Source organism: Mycobacterium stomatepiae (assembly GCF_010731715.1).
In the GTDB taxonomy this organism is placed as follows: Bacteria; Actinomycetota; Actinomycetes; order Mycobacteriales; family Mycobacteriaceae; genus Mycobacterium; species Mycobacterium stomatepiae.
In genome coordinates this window covers 6,076,689-6,093,033 of the sequence record NZ_AP022587.1, presented here as the reverse complement: position 1 = coordinate 6,093,033, position 16,345 = coordinate 6,076,689, and the positions used below count along the sequence as shown (strand labels likewise).

Annotated in this window: 14 protein-coding genes and 2 pseudogenes; 5 read left to right on the top strand and 11 right to left on the bottom strand. The window is 64.0% G+C overall.

The genetic code is table 11. The features are described 5' to 3' along the window. Positions 1–177 precede the first annotated feature (177 nt). Together G6N54_RS31230 and G6N54_RS31225 are read left to right on the top strand one after the other, a co-directional pair. A pseudogene (locus G6N54_RS31230) lies at positions 178–738 on the top strand (CoA transferase); the annotation flags it as partial. Next, complete coding sequence (locus G6N54_RS31225; protein WP_332107616.1) at positions 711–1,244, top strand: CoA transferase; 534 nt, start codon at positions 711–713, stop codon at positions 1,242–1,244. The pseudogene G6N54_RS31230 and the gene G6N54_RS31225, both read left to right, overlap by 28 nt. A gap of 6 nt (positions 1,245–1,250) precedes the next feature. On the opposite strand, the gene G6N54_RS28855 is transcribed toward G6N54_RS31225, so the two are convergent. Further along, entirely contained in the window at positions 1,251–1,451 is a 201-nt protein-coding gene (locus G6N54_RS28855) for a ferredoxin (protein WP_163794179.1), read from the bottom strand. Next, positions 1,452–3,021: pseudogene (locus G6N54_RS28850) on the bottom strand (aldehyde dehydrogenase family protein). 142 nt (positions 3,022–3,163) lie between these two features. On the opposite strand from G6N54_RS28850, the gene G6N54_RS28845 reads away from it, so the two are divergent. Both G6N54_RS28845 and G6N54_RS28840 read left to right on the top strand, forming a co-directional pair. After that, entirely contained in the window at positions 3,164–3,658 is a 495-nt protein-coding gene (locus G6N54_RS28845; RefSeq protein WP_163794178.1) for a MaoC/PaaZ C-terminal domain-containing protein, read from the top strand. A 77-nt stretch (positions 3,659–3,735) separates the two neighbouring features. Then, complete coding sequence (locus G6N54_RS28840; RefSeq protein WP_163794176.1) at positions 3,736–4,656, top strand: alpha/beta fold hydrolase; 921 nt, start codon at positions 3,736–3,738, stop codon at positions 4,654–4,656. 48 nt (positions 4,657–4,704) lie between these two features. Here G6N54_RS28840 and G6N54_RS28835 read toward each other — a convergent pair whose 3' ends face one another. The 7 genes from G6N54_RS28835 to G6N54_RS28805 form a co-directional block, all read right to left on the bottom strand. After that, positions 4,705–5,709 (bottom strand): hypothetical protein, encoded by a 1,005-nt coding sequence (locus tag G6N54_RS28835; protein WP_163794174.1) that lies wholly within the window; start codon positions 5,707–5,709, stop codon positions 4,705–4,707. A 3-nt stretch (positions 5,710–5,712) separates the two neighbouring features. Beyond that, entirely contained in the window at positions 5,713–6,717 is a 1,005-nt protein-coding gene (locus G6N54_RS28830) for a hypothetical protein (RefSeq protein ID WP_232073129.1), read from the bottom strand. A gap of 333 nt (positions 6,718–7,050) precedes the next feature. Beyond that, positions 7,051–7,857, bottom strand: a complete 807-nt coding sequence (locus G6N54_RS28825; protein WP_163794172.1) for a hypothetical protein — start codon at positions 7,855–7,857, stop codon at positions 7,051–7,053. Between the two features lie 131 nt (positions 7,858–7,988). Further along, the gene (locus G6N54_RS28820; RefSeq protein WP_163794169.1) at positions 7,989–9,149 is read right to left on the bottom strand and encodes an acyl-CoA dehydrogenase family protein; all 1,161 of its coding nucleotides are present in this window, start codon (positions 9,147–9,149) and stop codon (positions 7,989–7,991) included. 68 nt (positions 9,150–9,217) lie between these two features. Next, the gene (locus G6N54_RS28815) at positions 9,218–9,823 is read right to left on the bottom strand and encodes a MarR family transcriptional regulator (protein ID WP_163794167.1); all 606 of its coding nucleotides are present in this window, start codon (positions 9,821–9,823) and stop codon (positions 9,218–9,220) included. Next, on the bottom strand, positions 9,816–11,444 hold the full coding sequence (locus G6N54_RS28810; RefSeq protein WP_163794164.1) for a pyruvate, phosphate dikinase: 1,629 nt from the start codon (positions 11,442–11,444) through the stop codon (positions 9,816–9,818). Before G6N54_RS28810 ends, G6N54_RS28815 begins: the two co-directional genes overlap by 8 nt. Positions 11,445–11,555: 111 nt before the next feature. After that, a complete protein-coding gene (locus G6N54_RS28805) occupies positions 11,556–12,695 on the bottom strand; it encodes an epoxide hydrolase family protein (RefSeq protein WP_163794162.1) in 1,140 nt (379 codons plus the stop codon). A 289-nt stretch (positions 12,696–12,984) separates the two neighbouring features. On the opposite strand from G6N54_RS28805, the gene G6N54_RS28800 reads away from it, so the two are divergent. Further along, entirely contained in the window at positions 12,985–14,688 is a 1,704-nt protein-coding gene (locus tag G6N54_RS28800) for a phytoene desaturase family protein (RefSeq protein ID WP_163794160.1), read from the top strand. Positions 14,689–14,761: 73 nt separating this feature from the next. On the opposite strand, the gene G6N54_RS28795 is transcribed toward G6N54_RS28800, so the two are convergent. Together G6N54_RS28795 and G6N54_RS28790 are read right to left on the bottom strand one after the other, a co-directional pair. Next, positions 14,762–14,953, bottom strand: coding sequence for a ferredoxin (locus G6N54_RS28795; protein ID WP_163794158.1), 192 nt, complete (start codon positions 14,951–14,953; stop codon positions 14,762–14,764). Beyond that, a complete protein-coding gene (locus G6N54_RS28790) occupies positions 14,953–16,338 on the bottom strand; it encodes an aldehyde dehydrogenase family protein (protein WP_163794156.1) in 1,386 nt (461 codons plus the stop codon). The genes G6N54_RS28795 and G6N54_RS28790 overlap by 1 nt, the downstream gene beginning before the upstream one ends. Positions 16,339–16,345: the final 7 nt, after the last annotated feature.

Sequence of the window (16,345 nt, the reverse complement as noted above, 5' to 3'; positions counted from 1 at the left end):
TGCGTGGCGATACGTCGTCAGGAACCGCCAATTACGGTGCCGTAAACAAACTATGTTTGGTATCTTGACCGGGTGGTCCAGCTTCTATCGTCGAGCGGCACGGAAACCGGTGTGCCGCCGCTGACCGGTGTGCGCGTGCTGGACCTGAGCGCGTTGGGTCCCGGCCCCTTCTGTTCGATGCTGCTTGCCGACTTCGGGGCCGACGTGATTGCGGTCGAGCGGCCGGCCCCGCCACACCCCTTCGATCCGGCCAAGTCGCTCTCGCGGGGTAAACGGTCGGTCGTGGTGGATCTGCGGGCGCCGGGCGGGGCCGAGGTCATCGCGCGACTTGCCGACGCCGCCGATGTCCTGCTGGAGAGCAACCGCCCCGGCACGATGGAACGCCGCGGCCTGGGCCCGGACGTGCTGTGCGAACGCAATCCGAGGCTCATCTACACGCGGCTGACCGGCTGGGGACAAGACGGTCCCTACCGCGACAGAGCCGGACACGACATCAACTACGCGGCGATCGCGGGCACCCTCGGAGTGATCGGGGACGACCGTCCGATACCGCCGTTGGCCATGCTGGGCGATCTCGCCGGCGGCTCGCTGTTCGCCGCGCTGGGAATAGTGATGGCGATCTACGAGCGCACCGTCACCGGCCGGGGCCAGGTCATCGATGCGTCGATCGCTGACGGTTCGGCGCTGCTCAACCTCACCAACCTCGCCGAATTCAACGCGGGCATCTGGGCCGGCCGCGGCCGCCACATCCTGCCCGGATCCGCGCCGTTCTACGGCCCCTATCCCTGCGCCGACGGCGGTTCTTCACGGTCAGCGCCATCGAGCCCAAGTTCTACGCGAATTTCCTTGGCGCCCTTGGGATCGACGACGTCGATATCACCGCTCAGCTTGATCCGGCGCACTGGCCCCAATTGCGCGAAAGAATCGCGGCGGTTTTCGCGACCAAGCCGCGAGCCCACTGGACCGCGGTGTTCGCCGATGTCGACGGGTGCGGAGCACCGGTGCTCGAACTCGACGAACTCGCCGACGACCCTCACCTGCGGGCACGCTCCACAATCGTCGCCGCGCCGGATGGTTCGGTGACCGCGTGCCCCGCCCCGCGGCTATCCCGTACCCCGGGACGCACCGGCCCGGCCCCCCGAGCAACGGGTGCGGACACCCGAGATGTGCTGCGGGAGTCGGGCTTCAGCGACGATGAAGTCAATTCATTGATCGCCGATCGGACCGTCGCAGCGTCTGGCTAGACACCGCTACTCACTCGAAGTGATCGCGTGCTCCGGGCAGCTCAGCACCGCCTCGTCGATGTCGGCCATGTCCGCCTCCTCGACATCGTCACGCGCTACCGTCCCAAAGCCGGCGTCATCCATGTCGAAGTACGTCGGCGCGATGAGCACGCACCGACCGTGGCCCTGGCATTTCGCCGGGTCGATGGTCACCCGAGACAACGTCATTCACCTCTTGCTGTTCTTGCCCTTGCGGCCCAGCCGTCGCCGCCAGTCGTGCGCGCCGGTGATCCGCACCAACCGGGCCTGAAGTCGGCTCATCCGCGGCAGATACGGATACCAATGCGGTTCGGATCGCAGATTGAATCGCTCGGTCACGACCGCCTGCTGCCGGCAGAACTTGAGCAGTCCCGCGGCACCGCCGTTGCGACCGCCCATCCCAGACGATTTCCACCCGCCCATCGGCAGGGTCAGCAGCATCGTCGCGGTCAGCACGCTGTTGATGTTGACCGCGCCGGTTTCCAGCCGGCGCGCGACCCGGTCGGCCCGTTCCTTGTTCCCGCTGAACACGCTGGCGGCCAGGCCGTACGGCGAGTCGTTGGCGAGCCGAATCGCCTCGTCGTCGTCCCGCACCCGCATCACCGGCAGCGTCGGACCGAACGTTTCCTCGCGCATGCACGCCATCGAATGGTCGACGTCTGTTAGCACCGTGGGCTGGAAGAACGTCCCGCCGTTACCCCGCATACCGCCGGTCACGGCGCGCGCCGGCCCGCAGCGCATCGGCGGCATGACGCTCGACGATGCGCACCTGGTTCTCGGTGGCCATCGCCCCGATGTCGGTCTCGAAGCTGCCGTCACGATCCATGCCCTGGCGCAGTGCGGCGACTTTCTCGGTCAGCTTGGCCATGAATTCGTCGTAGACCTTGTCCTGCACGTAGATTCGCTCGACCGACACGCAGATCTGGCCGCAGTTCCACAGACCGCCCCACACCGCGCCGCTCGTCGCGCGGTCGATATCGGCATCGTCGAGGACGATCATCGCGTCCTTGCCGCCGAGTTCCAGGCCGCACGGGATCAGCCGCTCCCCCGCTCTTGCGGCGATCTTGCGGCCGGTGGCCGTCGATCCGGTGAACTGGATCATGTCCACCTCGTCGACTACCGCTGCTCCGGCGGCGCCGCCGCCCGTCACGCACGCCAGCACCGGCGGCCCTTTGATCTCTTCCAGCCAGCCGCGGGTCACCTCGGCCCAGGTCAGCGGCGTCACCTCGGACGGCTTGAACATCACGGCCGCACCGGCCATCAACGCCGGGATGCCATCGATGGCTGGGGTGGCCAGCGGGCCGTTCCACGGGGTGATCACACCCACGAGCTGGTGTGGGCGATGGAAGACGCGCAGGTTCTTGGTCAACGCCATGGCGCCCGAACGCGCTACGGTGCGGTCAGCGAGGAATTCCGCCGCATGCTTCGTGAAGTAGTTGACCGCGTCGACCACCACGGCGGTCTCGACCTGGGCGTCACCCCACGACTTGCCTGTCTCTTCCTGCATTAGGCCGAGCAACCATTTCTCGTTGTCGAAAACCCAGTCCAGAAGCCGCAGAACATGTTTGGCCCGACCGTGCGGTCCCAGATCCTCCCATTCCGGTTGCGCGGCCCGCAGTTGCCGAGCGATTTCGTGCACCTGCGCCCACGTCATGTCCGGCACGGTGCCGACCACCCGTCCATCGGCGGGACAGCGGACTTCGATGAAGCCGGGTCCGCGAAGCGAGTCGCTCACGCCCAAATCGGTCTGCGTCGTCATCGACGGTCCTTTCGGTGGACTGCGGTGCCGCTATCCTAACAATGTTTGGTACTAAATTGGCAGGATTTCCAGCTGCCGTTGAAGCCGGCGACGGGCCAGAGTCGCGCGAACGATCTGTTACACCACCCTCTACCCTGATCGGATGAGCTTGCCGCGCCACGAGGGCCGCGATCTTGCGTCCATGACGCCCCATCAGACGCTCTACGCGGAAGATCTCGCGGTCGGAGACTGGATGGACCTGGGTCACGTCGAAGTAAGTCGCGATGAAATCATCGAATTCGCAAGTCAATTCGACCCGCTTCCGATCCATGTCGACGGAACCGAATCCCCGTTCGGGGACGTGATCGCCAGCGGCATGCACACCCTGTCGTTGTTCGCGAGTATCTCGTCGCCCAAATTCATGGCCCGGCTCGCGTTGGTAGCGGGCAAGGGGTTCGACCGGATGCGGCTGCCACATCCGGTCCGTCCCGGCTCGGTACTGACCGGATCGCTGCAGGTCCTCGAAGTCAAAATGGGTCCTCGCAAGGCCGACGTGCACTGCCGGTACGAGATGGTGGATCAACACGGCGACCTGGTGATGACGATGGTGGGCATCCAGGTGGTTCGTCGCCGTCATCCGACCACCGATCGACACTGAACCCTGTTCGAAGAACCCGGCATGAGTTAACCTAGCGCCATGAGGTTTAGTGGGCGCCGCCGGAACAGGCTGCGGTGGTGACGTCGTCACCGGCCAGCCGGGAGATGGGTGTCCCGCACTGGACCGACATCGACTGGACTCCGTCGATCGCGAATCGCGTGATCAACGGCCTGCGGTTGCAATACCTCGACTACGGCACCGGGCCGGCCGTAGTTCTGTTACACGGCATGGCTTCAAGTTGGCAATGGTGGCTCGAGAACATTCCTGCACTATCACAACGGCATCGAGTGATCGCCGTCGACCTACCTGGCTTCGGCGAATCCGAGCCGTTGCCGGCGCCGGCCGAAATGGCCACGCATGCGCGCACGGTGCTCGATCTACTCATCGATCTCGGCATCGAATCAGCAACGGTCTCAGGGCATTCGATGGGTGGTCTGGTCGCGATAGAAATGTTCAAAGCCGACCCAAGGCGCACGTGCAGCCTGATTCTGGTCGACTCCGGCGGTGTGCCAATGTCGGAGCAACGGCTGGCCGTGATTCTCGTGGTGCTGCGGCTGTGCTCGGCGATCTTGCGACGACGCTTCGTTCGCCGGGCGTTGGCCACCAAGATGTGGGTTCGGCGGGTAGCACTTGGCGCGGCCTTCCGCGATCCCCGGGTGATGTCGCCGGAGCTGGCGGCCGTCACCATGCCGGTATTCGGTGGGCCGGGCTCGGTCGACGCCATCCCCGCCGCCGCGCGCTCGGTGCACACCACGGTGCCCGAATCGATCACCTGCCCGGTACTACTCGTATGGGGCGGGCACGACGTCGTTGTGCCTCCTTCGTCCGCGCACCAAATGCACGATAAGCTGCGCGACTGCGAACTCGCTGTTTTCTCCGGCTCGGGGCATAGCCCGATGGTCGAATTACCGGACCAGTTCAACGATTTGGCATTGAAGTTCCTGGCCACACGAAACGGAGACCGAAGAAGTGTCAATAAGAAGCCCCAAGTCTCGTAATTGATCTAGGATCCGGAGGCGCACCATGACCGTGACGCATGCGCACACCTACTGCCGCATCTGCGAGGCGCTCTGTGGGTGGATAACGGCGCATCTTGCGTAGGCCGGTGGGTTCTGGGTGGCCCTGACTCGCGCCATCGCCTGCTGCCGCGCCGCCAACTGTTGAGCGCTGCGCTGGTGTGGGGCCCGCGGATGGTTGGCGTCGATCGATCGGTAATCATCCAGCCGCGCCAAGACCGGAGACGGGTCCTCGCGCCACGAGACGCCGGCCAGCTGGCCCTCGTCGCGTCCGTGATAGCCATGTCGATCCGTGAAGCCGCGCAACGTAATCCGGTCGTACGCCAGCGCCCATAGGTCGGCCGCGACTTGATTCTCGTCAGCGCCGACTCCGGATAGCACCGCGGCCTCTAGTTCGGACAGACCGAGCCTGTCCAGCGTCGCCTTCACCCGCTCGGCCAGCCCCGAACTGACCAATGCCACCACCAAGTGCAGGATCATGATCTTTTCGAACCGGTGCCGCGCATCGTCGACCAATGCCAGACATCCCGGCCGGTCGAGTCCGTCCAGGCGTGCGAGCGCGTCGAGCCGCCAAGTGCGCAGGGCTGCGACCATTCTGTCGTGGCTGCGCGGCAGCGTGGCCACCAGCAGCGGCGCCTTCGCGGCGATCGCCGGGTACCGGCTGCGTGAATTGTTGTCGACGGTATCGGGGCGTACGTAACCGAATAGCTGCTGTTCGGTCGCGGACGCCGAGGTTCCCGGGAGCAGACCCGCAATGTCACGAAACTTGTTGATGTTCGCGGCGGCTCGGCCGTCGAACAACGTCCAGCACATGTCGTCCGCACGATCGGGGAGATAGATTTCTTCGGCTTTGTACACGCCCAACCGGACGAACATCTTCCGGAATGCCATCTCCATCGGCTCTTCGATGAACGTGTAACCCCACGTGGTGAACACACCGGGGAAGGCCTCGGCGACATTACCAGTGGTCCAAGTCAGCGACGGATCGATCTCGGGATTATCTAGTTGCTGTGCAACGACTCGTCGGCTACTCATCGGCTAGCGATCAGAACACCCGATGCAGGATGCCCTGCTCGAAAAAGCCAGCGCCCGAACTGTTCTCGCTGTCCAGCACCATAAAGTCGTCATAGGTGCCAAACGAGGGTCCCTCGGAGTCGGCGCCCATCGGAACGAAGAATCCGGCCAGCCGTGACGAGAGCGTGACCAGCCGGGCGCCCCCTCACTGTCGCGCAGACGGGCCAGCCGGAACTGTCCGGCGGCATTGCGCCCAAAGGTGACGTCGGAGATCGTACGGGATCGGTCCGCGTCGATCACGAATCCGTCGGATCGCAGTGTGCCATCGGCACCCAGAAACTTCATCACCGTGATGAAGGTGTCGTCGATGACCGCCACCAGACCGGCGTATTCGATCCATTGGGCGGATTCGTCACGGAAGCCCCAGGTTCGATCCCGCATACCGCGCGCCTGCACGGGCGACTCGGTTCCGTCCAGCATCAGCGTGCCCCTCAACTCGCAGGCCTGTTGAAAATGTTGCAACGGTTTACCGGGAACCAACTCGAGGACTACCCCGCCCACCGCGTAATCGGCCGCGACAAACAGCGGGGTGTTGACCAAATCGGCCCGCAACCGGGGGTGACGCACCGAGATCACGCCGCTCAGCCCAAAGTCGATCGACTCACTCGCGAAGCTGCCGGGTGGCAGGTCCTCGATGATCTCCAAGGCATTGCCCGGGACCGAGATACTGCACCGGGCACGTCGCGCACCGGTGCCATTCGGTGAGGTCGAAACGTGGAAGCTGCCGAACACCTCGTTTCCGATGTCCCAGAAGGATAGGTAGGCGTTGTCTTTCCAAACCGGATCTGTCGGTCCCGCAGCGTCCGAATGAATGGGTTCAGCCAACGGCCCCCAAGCTTCGGTGATGTCGATAACGGTCATCGCCTTGCTGCTCCTCCCGCCAGTGGGCTGATCGGCAATTTTTTTACTAAAATTAAAATCTATCACGAGCGTGCCGCGCCGTAGTACCGTTTTCTTGAATCGTGGCAACGCACCACACCTGCCGCGTACCGCATACGCTAGTGCCGCAATCGAAGCGTCATGACGACAGCGACGTCGACACGTCCCTACTTTCGCCGAGTATTACTGCACCCAAACCTAATTCGTCGATATCGATCACCGGGGCGTCGTCAGGAATCGGCCTCCGAGCTCCGCGATAGGCACGGCATCTGGTTCGACGTCGTGGCCACCGAGTTCGCGGAGCAGGCCAACGCGCACGCCAAGCCAACCGACAGCCCGCCTTCCTCACCGCTACCGCCGCAGAGCGCGCACGGGCCGGTCTCAAGGCCCTGGGTGCCGGGCGGTGAAAACCTGGTGCCTGAGCTAGGGCCCGGTTCGGATACCGGGCGAAAGCGCGTCGAGGCGCTCGCAGAGGCTGGCCACCTGGCGGTCTAGTCGCTGCAATCGCGTCTCGTCATCGTCGTCATCGGCGTCGATGGCGCGCAGCAGGAAAACGAAGTTGGGCAGGAACCACAGCAGAAAAGAGCACACGGGGAGCCACCACACTAGGAGCCCGTTCCACGCCAAGGGACCCGTCTTGAAGAACACGAGGAAGCTGGCAGGTGTGAAGGTGAGGGCCAGCCAGAGGTTTACGTACCCGAGCCAACGCGGGAAGATCGGCTTCGATCGTTGGTCGATCAGGACGGCGATACCGAAGATCGCCAGCTGCAGCACAAACGTCGAAACGACACCGAGAAAGAAAAACCAGCTGATGTCATACAGGGCCCGGGTGACGTCTGGGTGCTGGTCGGCCCGGTAGGTCGATACGAGCATAAAGACGTAGGGGATAACGAATTCGACGGTCGCCAATGCCCCCAACGCCAGTTGTGTATACGCCAGGACGGGGCGTAGCCCCTCGATCCGCAGCATCTGCATCGTGAAGGACGCCAGGAACGGCATCAGTAACGGACACGATGCCAGGCAGATCACGATGCCGACGCGGATCGCGGTGCGATGCGCATCGATCATGGCCGCCACCTGCACAGCGCTCTGGTTCGGCGACGGGGGCGGGAAGAAGCCCGCAACCACGAAACCGACGACAAACAGTGCGCCCATGGCCGGGCCGGCCCAGACACACGCCTTCTGAATCGTGCGTCTATGCGATGTCTTGGCTACGTCAGGTGCGACCAATGAGCACACCCCGACGAAGCAAACGTTGGTTCAAACCAGTCACCACATCAAATGATATCGACCGGCCCTGGGGATTCAAGTGGTTATGAGACGCCAAATTCCAAAATTTTTGGCGCCGGACTGCCAACTCCTCAGATGCCACCACGGGCGACGAGCTGGCCGGCGATCACGTTGCGCTGAATCTCGTTGGTGCCTTCACCGACGATCATCAATGGCGCATCACGGAAGTAGCGTTCGACGTCGAACTCTGTGGAATAGCCGTACCCTCCGTGGATCCGCACCGCATCCAGCGCGATCTCCATCGCGACCTCCGAGGAGAAGAGCTTGGCCATACCGGCTTCCATGTCCGAACGTTCGCCGCTGTCATAGCGCTCGGCGGCGTACAGGGTGAGCTGGCGGGCCGCCGTGAGCTTGGTAGCCATCTCCGCCAAGTAGTTGCCTACCGCTTGGTGCTTCCAGATCGGCTTACCAAAGCTCTCCCGCTGTTGCGCATAGGCAAGCGCATCCTCCAGGGCCGCGGTCGCCACACCGAGCGCCCGCGAAGCGACCTGGATCCGACCGGTCTCCAGGCCCTTCATCATCTGCGCAAATCCCTTGCCTGGCGAGCCGCCCAGAATCGCCGATTTGCCGATGCGGTACTCATCGAAGGACAACTCGCAACTCTCCACACCCTTGTAGCCCAGCTTGGGCAGATCGCGCGAAACCGTCAGGCCGGGGCCGTGTTCCGCCAACACAATGGAGATGCCGGCATGCTTCGGCGTGGCCTTTGGGTCCGTCTTGCACAGCAGGGCAATCAGTCCCGAGCGGCGCGCATTCGAGATCCAGGTCTTTGCGCCGGTGATCACCAGGTCGTCACCGTCGGCAACCGCGGTGGTCGTCATGTTCTGCAGGTCCGAGCCGCCACCGGGCTCGGTGAGCGCCATGGTCGCGCGAAGTTCGCCGGACGCCATCGCCGGGAGATAGGCGTTCTTCTGCTCGTCGGTCCCGAACAGCGTCAGCAATTTGGCCACCACGGTGTGCCCACCCATCGCGCCGGCCAGGCTCATCCAGCCGCGCGCCAATTCCTGGGTCACCAACACATAGCAGCCCATCGACACCGGCGAGCCGCCGTACTCCTCGGGGACGGCCAGACCGTAGATCCCGATCTGCTTCATCTGCTCGATCCACTTTTCGGGATACTCGTTGGCGTGTTCGACATCGCGGACCGTCGGTTTGACGTCGCGATCGATGAAGGCACGGACCGTCTCGACCAGCAGGGTCTCTTCGTCGGTCAACCTAGAGCTCACGTCCATCACCTCTCAACCAAAGATTTTATTCTAGATTAAACTCTTGGCCTGGACATCAAGCGTTGGGGTCCTGGCTAACTCGCGTGCCCTGCCCTGGCTTCGTCTTCCCGAGTAAGACCCGAGGCAGCGATCAGCTCTTCGTGCAGTTCGAACCAGACCGTGTGGTAGGAGTCGATGATCGGCCGGGCCAGCCAAGCCGTGTCGCCGGCCTTGACCTTGCCGAGGGCCGCTGTCAGCTTCTTGCCGTACGCACCGAGCCTGGGCACCAGCGTGGTGACGGCGTCGACGATGGGCGACACCTGAGCGTGCACGTCGTCGAGGCGGTCCAGCACCGCGGCGTCGTAGTCGGCATCGTCGTGCGGGTTGGGTTGGCCATCCTTGATCTGCCAGTCCGACACGAGAGCTTTGAACTCGTTGTTGACGGTTCGGAAATCGTCGTACGACCTGGCCAATACGTCTTGGTCGATATTCGAGCGCTCTTCTGCCAGAAGCAGATTGAGCCGCTCGCGCCCCTCGGGACTGACCCGGAGCGTCTTGGCCGCAAGCAGTAGCCCAGCCTCGGTCAACTGCGTTAGCGTCGACGCCACGTCGGAGGGGTCTTCGTCCAGAGTGGCGATCAGATCCTCTTCTCCGATCCGGCCCTTGAGCCGGACTGCCTGCAACACAGTCAATTCAGACATTCGCCAGACCCTTCTTGTCCTCGTTCATTCGCAGCGCAATCAGCATGGTGGTCAGCGGGTGGGGCGACACGACATCCACCTGCCCGGCGGCGAGAGCGTCGGCGACCGCCGCGGCGGACGCGTCGGCGAGGATCGGGAGGTCGCCACTCGCGTGGGCACGGATCGGGCTGATACCCCGGGCAATCTCGGCGAGCTCGGCCAGATCGGGTGAGTCCGTCTCGGACCAGGCGGTGCGTTCCAGGACGCCCTCGCGCACTTCCCCTTCGTCACCGTCGACGGTGATCAGCTTGCCCGCCAGGGCTGCGGCCACACCGGCACCACACCCCACCACAGCCGGTCGACCTATCTCGCGGCTCACTACCGCGGCATGCGACGTCGCTCCGCCGATCTCGGTGACAATCCCTCGGGCGGCCAACATCCCCTGTACGTCATCGGGATTCGTCGCCACTCGTACCAAGATGACGTCTTCCCCCTCGTCGGCGGCGTCAAGGGCCTCGTCGACGTCGGTGTAGGCCTTACCAGATACCACACCCGGACATGCCGGCAGACCACTCGCTAAAAGCTTTGCAGCTAATCGGGTTTCGGGCTGCAGCGCGGGCGAGAGCAAAGTCTCGACATGTGTCGGGGTGACCCGGCGCAACGCCTCCGCGTCATCGATCAATCCTTCGTGGCGCAGCTGCAACGCCAGACGCACGGCCGCCTGAGCCGACCGTTTGGCGTTGCGGGTCTGCAGCAGCCAGAGTTTGCCCTGTTCGACGGTGAATTCGATGTCTTGTACATCGGCGGCGGAACGGTCCAGCGACCGCGCCGCGGCCATCAGCTGTTGATAGACGACGGGCTGTTCCTCCCGCAATGCGGCGACGGGTTGGACGTCCACATTGCCCGATACGACATCCTCACCCTGTCCATTGGCCAGCCACTCGCCGAACGGCTCATTGGATCCGGTGATGGGATTGCGGGAGAACAGGACACCGGTGCCCGACTCGCGCGCCAGGTTGCCGAAGACCATCGCCTGCACGATGACCGCGGTGCCGGCATCGTCGTCCAGCCCGTGATGCGCTCGGTAGCTGATCGCCCGCGGGCTCTTCCAGGAGGTGAAGACCGCCTCGATCGCCCCGCGCAGCTGAGCCCAGGGATCGGCCGGCACTTGAGCGCCCGCAGCACCGCCCAGCACGATGCGGCGATACATGTCGTTGAAGCACTCTCGGGTGTCGCGTGCGAATTCCTCGGACCCGGCGACCGCGAGCGCACCTTCGACCGCGTCGTCGATGCCCAGGTCCAGCACGGTGCCCATCATGCCGGGCATCGATTGCGCCGCGCCGCTGCGCACGCTGACCAACAGCGGCCGCGGACCGCACCCGAACGTGCGTGATGTCTCGGCTTCGAGCCACGTCATCTTGTCGCGCACGTCATTCCAGATCTCGTCGAGACAGCGCTGCGGGTCGGCGAAGAACTTCGCGCAGACCTCGGTGGTGATGCAGAACGCCGGCGGCACCGGCAACCCCTGTCGGCGCATCGAATCGATGCCATAGCCCTTGTTGCCCAAGGCCATACGAGTAAAGCTGGCCCTGCCGTCCAACGTGACGACGAGGGTGTCTGCCTCATTCGGAATTTTTGACATGAGATTAGATTCTAGCTGACGGGAGTATGCGCATTACCGGCGTTCGTTTCGAACGATACGCCGTCTGCAAAGGTCGGCGCCCAGAGGTCGGCAGCTCGGGCCCGTCGCCGATCAGGCAAGCGCGCGGATACCGGCGCGGACCTCGTCGACAAAGAGCTCCGGCTGTTCCAAGGCGGCGAAGTGGCCGCCCTTGGTGACGGCATGGTAGTAGCGAAGGTCGGTGAACCTGGTGCGAAGCCACCGTTCGCTGACCTGAACGATTTCCTTCGGGAACAGGGTGTACGCGGACGGCAGGGCAACTTCGTCAAACGAGCTGATCATCGAGAAGCTCTCCCAGTACAAGCGCGCCGACGAGGCGGCGGTGTTGGTCAGCCAGTACACCATGACGTTGTCCAGGATGACGTCGCGCGCAACGGCGTTTTCCGGGTGACCATTGCAGTCGGTCCACGCGTAGAACTTCTCGGCGATCCAGGCAAGTTGACCGGCCGGCGAGTCGGCGAGCCCGTAGCCCAGCGTCTGGGGCCGGGTGGCCTGTTGGACGGCGTAGGCACCCTCTTGTTCCAGGTATGCCGGCAGTCCCCCGACAGCCAGCTCGTCAGGGGTCAGTTCACCAAGGCCACCCAGCGCCTCCGGCGATGCCAGCGCCATGTTGACGTGAATCCCGAGCAGCCCGGCGGGAGGCTTGATGCCCATCGCCGTCGTCACGAACCCACCCCAATCGCCGCCCTGCGCGTAGTACTGCGGGTAGCCCAACGCGACCATCAATTCGTCCCAAGCCTCGGCGATTCGCTCGATGCCCACACCGGGAGTCGTTGGCTTGTCGCTGAATCCATACCCCGGCAGCGACGGAATGACCACGTGAAAGGCGTCTTCGACCGCGCCGCCGAAACATTCCGGCTCGGTCAGAGGCCCGATCACGTCAAGAAACTCGACCACCGACCCCGGCCAGCCATGCGTCAAGATCAATGGGCGGGCGTCGCGATGCGCGGAGCGCACGTGCAGAAAGTGGATGCCGAGGTCGGCGATCGTCGCGTGGAACTGCGGATAGGCATTGAGCCGGCTGGCGACCCGGTTCATGTCGTAGCCGTTCGCCCAATACTCGACCAGCTCGCGTACGTAACCCGATGGGATGCCCTGGGACCAGTCGGAGACGGTTTCCGGGTGTGGCCACCGCGTCCGCTCCAGACGAGCACGCAGATCGCCGATGTCGGCCTCGCAAATCTTGGCACGAAAGTTGCGAAACTCAACCATGCCGACCACTCTCTTCCGCGGAGTTAACGCTCATTTACAAACATGCTGGCGACGCTGCGCCAACGTTTTATGTTTTGCTGCAACGAGAATAGTTCGGCTGTGGCCATGGTCAAGAACAATCGTTCGCAGACAGCATCTCGCGATGCCGAGCCGAGAACATGGCGGTCCGAAGCTCGAAGTAGCACAGGGCTTCATCGACACGACGAATCCCGTCAGATATGATTTTAATCGCAGTTAGATTCACGTCAGAACGCGGCAACGTTCGCTCCCGGCAATCGAAGGACTGGTCATGAAGGACGCTCCCCCACCTCGTGAGGCCGACGTCGTTGTCGTCGGATCCGGCCACAACGGGCTGGTCGCGGCCGCGTATCTGGCCAAAGCAGGGCTCGACGTTCTCGTCGTCGAAGCCTCCCCCACGGCGGGCGGGATGACGTCGACCAATCCCTTCGCCCCGGAGGCACCCGAATACACGATCAACGAGGCGTCGATCCAGGCATCGCTGTTCCGCACCACGACCATCGATCAGGACTTGGGCTTATCGCGCAAGTACGGGCTGCGCCAGACCGTCATTGATCCCGCGCACTTCCAGCTCTCCGCTGATGGCGCGTCGTTGGGCCTGTGGCGCGACCCGCGCAAGACCGCAGCCGAGCTGGAGTACTTCTCGAAGAAGGACGCCCGCGCGCTGCTCGAGCTCTACGAAGTCATCGACGCCGCGGTCGAGATCGGTCTGCCGATGATGCAGACCAGCGTCTCCGAGCCGGAGATCAAGAACATCCTGAAATCCGCGCGCGCGGTGGTGAAGAACCGCAAGCAGCTGGCCGCACTGGGCCGCTGGATGTCGAGCTCGCAGGCCGAAGCCATCGAAGAGAGCTTCGAGCACGACATGATCCGCGCACCCTTGCTGACCAGCCTGCCGTTCATGCCATTCGATGCCGACATGTCCGGGTGGTCGCTGATCTACCTGGGCGTGCTGAGCAAGTACGGCGTGGCGATGTTCCACGGCGGTACCGGCTCTCTGCCCAAAGCACTGATCGGCGTCATCAAAGACAACCATGGCGACGTGATCACCAGTTCGCCCGTCGAGGAGCTGATCATCGCCAACAACCGCTGTACCGGCGTGCGGATCAAGGGCGGCGCCGAAATTCGGGCTCGCCGCGCGGTCCTCACCGCCTGCAGCCCGAAGACCACGTTGACGCGGCTGCTCCCGCGCGGCGTGCTGGAGCCCAAGAAGCAGAACGCGGCCGACCACATCCCGACGCGCAAGCGCGGCATTGCCGACGCGAAGGTCAACGTCGCTCTGTCGGGCCGTGTCGACATGTCCAAACACGAGAAATGGCGTGGCGACGGTATCGACCTGCGGCAGGCGTGCAACTGCTACCACACCTACCAGGAGGCGCTGGATGCCGCGCGCTCCTGCGTGCTGGGGAAGGTGCCCGACGCGATCCCGGGCCTGGCGCAGGTGACCAACTCGTTCGACCCGTCGATGTCTCCCCCGGGCAAGGACCTGTGGTGGTTCTGGACCGGCCTGACCCCGTCGTTCCCCGAGGAAGGCTGGGACGTTGCCCGCAAGCACATCACCGACAGCATCCTCAAGGACGCCGAGCGGTACTACAAGGGCGTGGAGGATATGCAGGTCGCCGTGCGGCCGCTGATGCTCCCCGACATCGAGGAGCGGTTCTGGGCGATCGACGGTTCGGTGTATCACGTCGACCCGACCATCACTCGATTCGGCCCGAACAAGCCGGTGGCGGGTTTCGCCGGGTACAAGACTCCGGTCGATGGCCCGTACCTCACCGGATCGGGCACGCATCCGGTGGCCGGCATCAGCGGTATGCCCGGCCAGAACGCGGCCCGCATCATGCTCAAACACCTCCACCTGGAGGACAAGGGTGGCCGGCTGGGCGCACTCAAGGAGTTGGTGACACGCCGCAAGAAGGTCGACGCCGACCCGTACTCCAGCGGACAGAACGACCCGTTCCCGGCCGAACTCTAACCAGGACCCCGGATCCACAGCCCTCACAAATGAAAACTACTGCCCACCAACAACTCTGGTGGACGGGTAGGGCCTAATCCTGGATTGATAGCGCGCCGGTGGGGCACTCACGCACGGCCTGCTCGACCGCGTCGCGTTCGTCCTCGGACGGTTGGGGATTGATTGCCTGCGCCTGGCCGTCGTCGCCGACCTCGAACACCGCCGGCGCGGCCATCTCGCACAATCCGATTCCCGAACACTTCGCGGTATCGACGGCGACCTTCATCAGAACATCCTTCGCATGATGTTCAGGGCCCGCTGGGTGTACGGCGGATAGACCAGGCCGGGATCGGGTTTGGCCGACTTCGCCAGCACCGCACGGCGATGGCTCAGCGCCTCGAAGCCCCATTTGCCGTGATAGGCGCCCATGCCGCTGGATCCGACGCCACCGAACGGCAGTGCCGGCACCAAGCAATGCATGGCCACATGGTTGATCACCGCGCCGCCGGATGGGATGCGGTCGATCAGTCCGCGGCCGGTCTGGCCCGAAGCAAAGATGTAGAGCGCCAGTGGCTTTGGTCTGCTGTTGACGAAATCGACCGCATGATCTAGGGATTCGACCGCTATGACGGGCAGGATCGGGCCGAAGATCTCGTCGGTCATCACCGGATCGGTCGGAGCTGGGTTGACGATCACGGTCGGTTCGACCCGGAGCGTGGCGCCATCCGAGCGCCCCCCGGTAACCACCTTGCCGTCGGTCGTGCTGATCAGAGATACCAAGCGGTCGAATTGACGTTGGTTGACGATCCGCAACGCCGGATCTGTTTCCCCCGAGCGGAAATCGCGAACATTGGCGACGATCTTGTTGACCAACTCGTCAACGATGCGATGGTCGGCCAGCACATAGTCCGGTGCGATGCACGTCTGGCCCGAGTTCATCAACTTCACCCACGCGATGCGGCGGGCGGCGACATCGATGTCGGCGTCGGCCGCAACGATCACCGGGCTCTTGCCGCCCAGTTCCAGTGTCACCGGCGTCAGGGTCGGTGCGGCGGCGGCCATGATCTTCTTGCCGATCTCGGTGCCGCCCGTGAACAGCGCGTGGTCGAATCCCGCCGCAAGCAGCTCCTGGGTCACGGCCGCATCCCCCTCGACGACCCGGACGGCCTCCGGATCGACATACAGCGGAAGCAACTGCGCCAGTAACGCCGAGGTTGCGGGCGCGAGCTCGGAAGGTTTGATCACCGCGCAGTTGCCGGCCGCTACCGCGGCCACCAACGGCGCCAGGCTCAGATACAGCGGATAATTCCAGGGCCCGATGACCAGCACCACGCCCAGCGGGTCGTATTGGACCCAGCCGCGACCGGGCAACTGCGCCAACGGCAATGACACGCGCTGCTTGCGCATCCACCGCTTCAAATGCTTGCGTGCGTAGACGGCTTCGCCCTTGGTCGATGCGATGTCACCCAACCACGCCTCTGTCGGGGAGCGACCGAGATCGTCGGCCAACGCCGCCGCGATGTCCGGCTCTCGCTCGGCGACGAACCGCTCGATCCCACGCAGCTGCTCCAGTCGCCATTCCACGCTGCGGGTGCGGCCGGTACCGAACACCCGGCGCAGATCCGCAAGCACGCTGGCGCCAGTGGTGGTCTCCAGTGCGTGAATAGTCACAGAATCT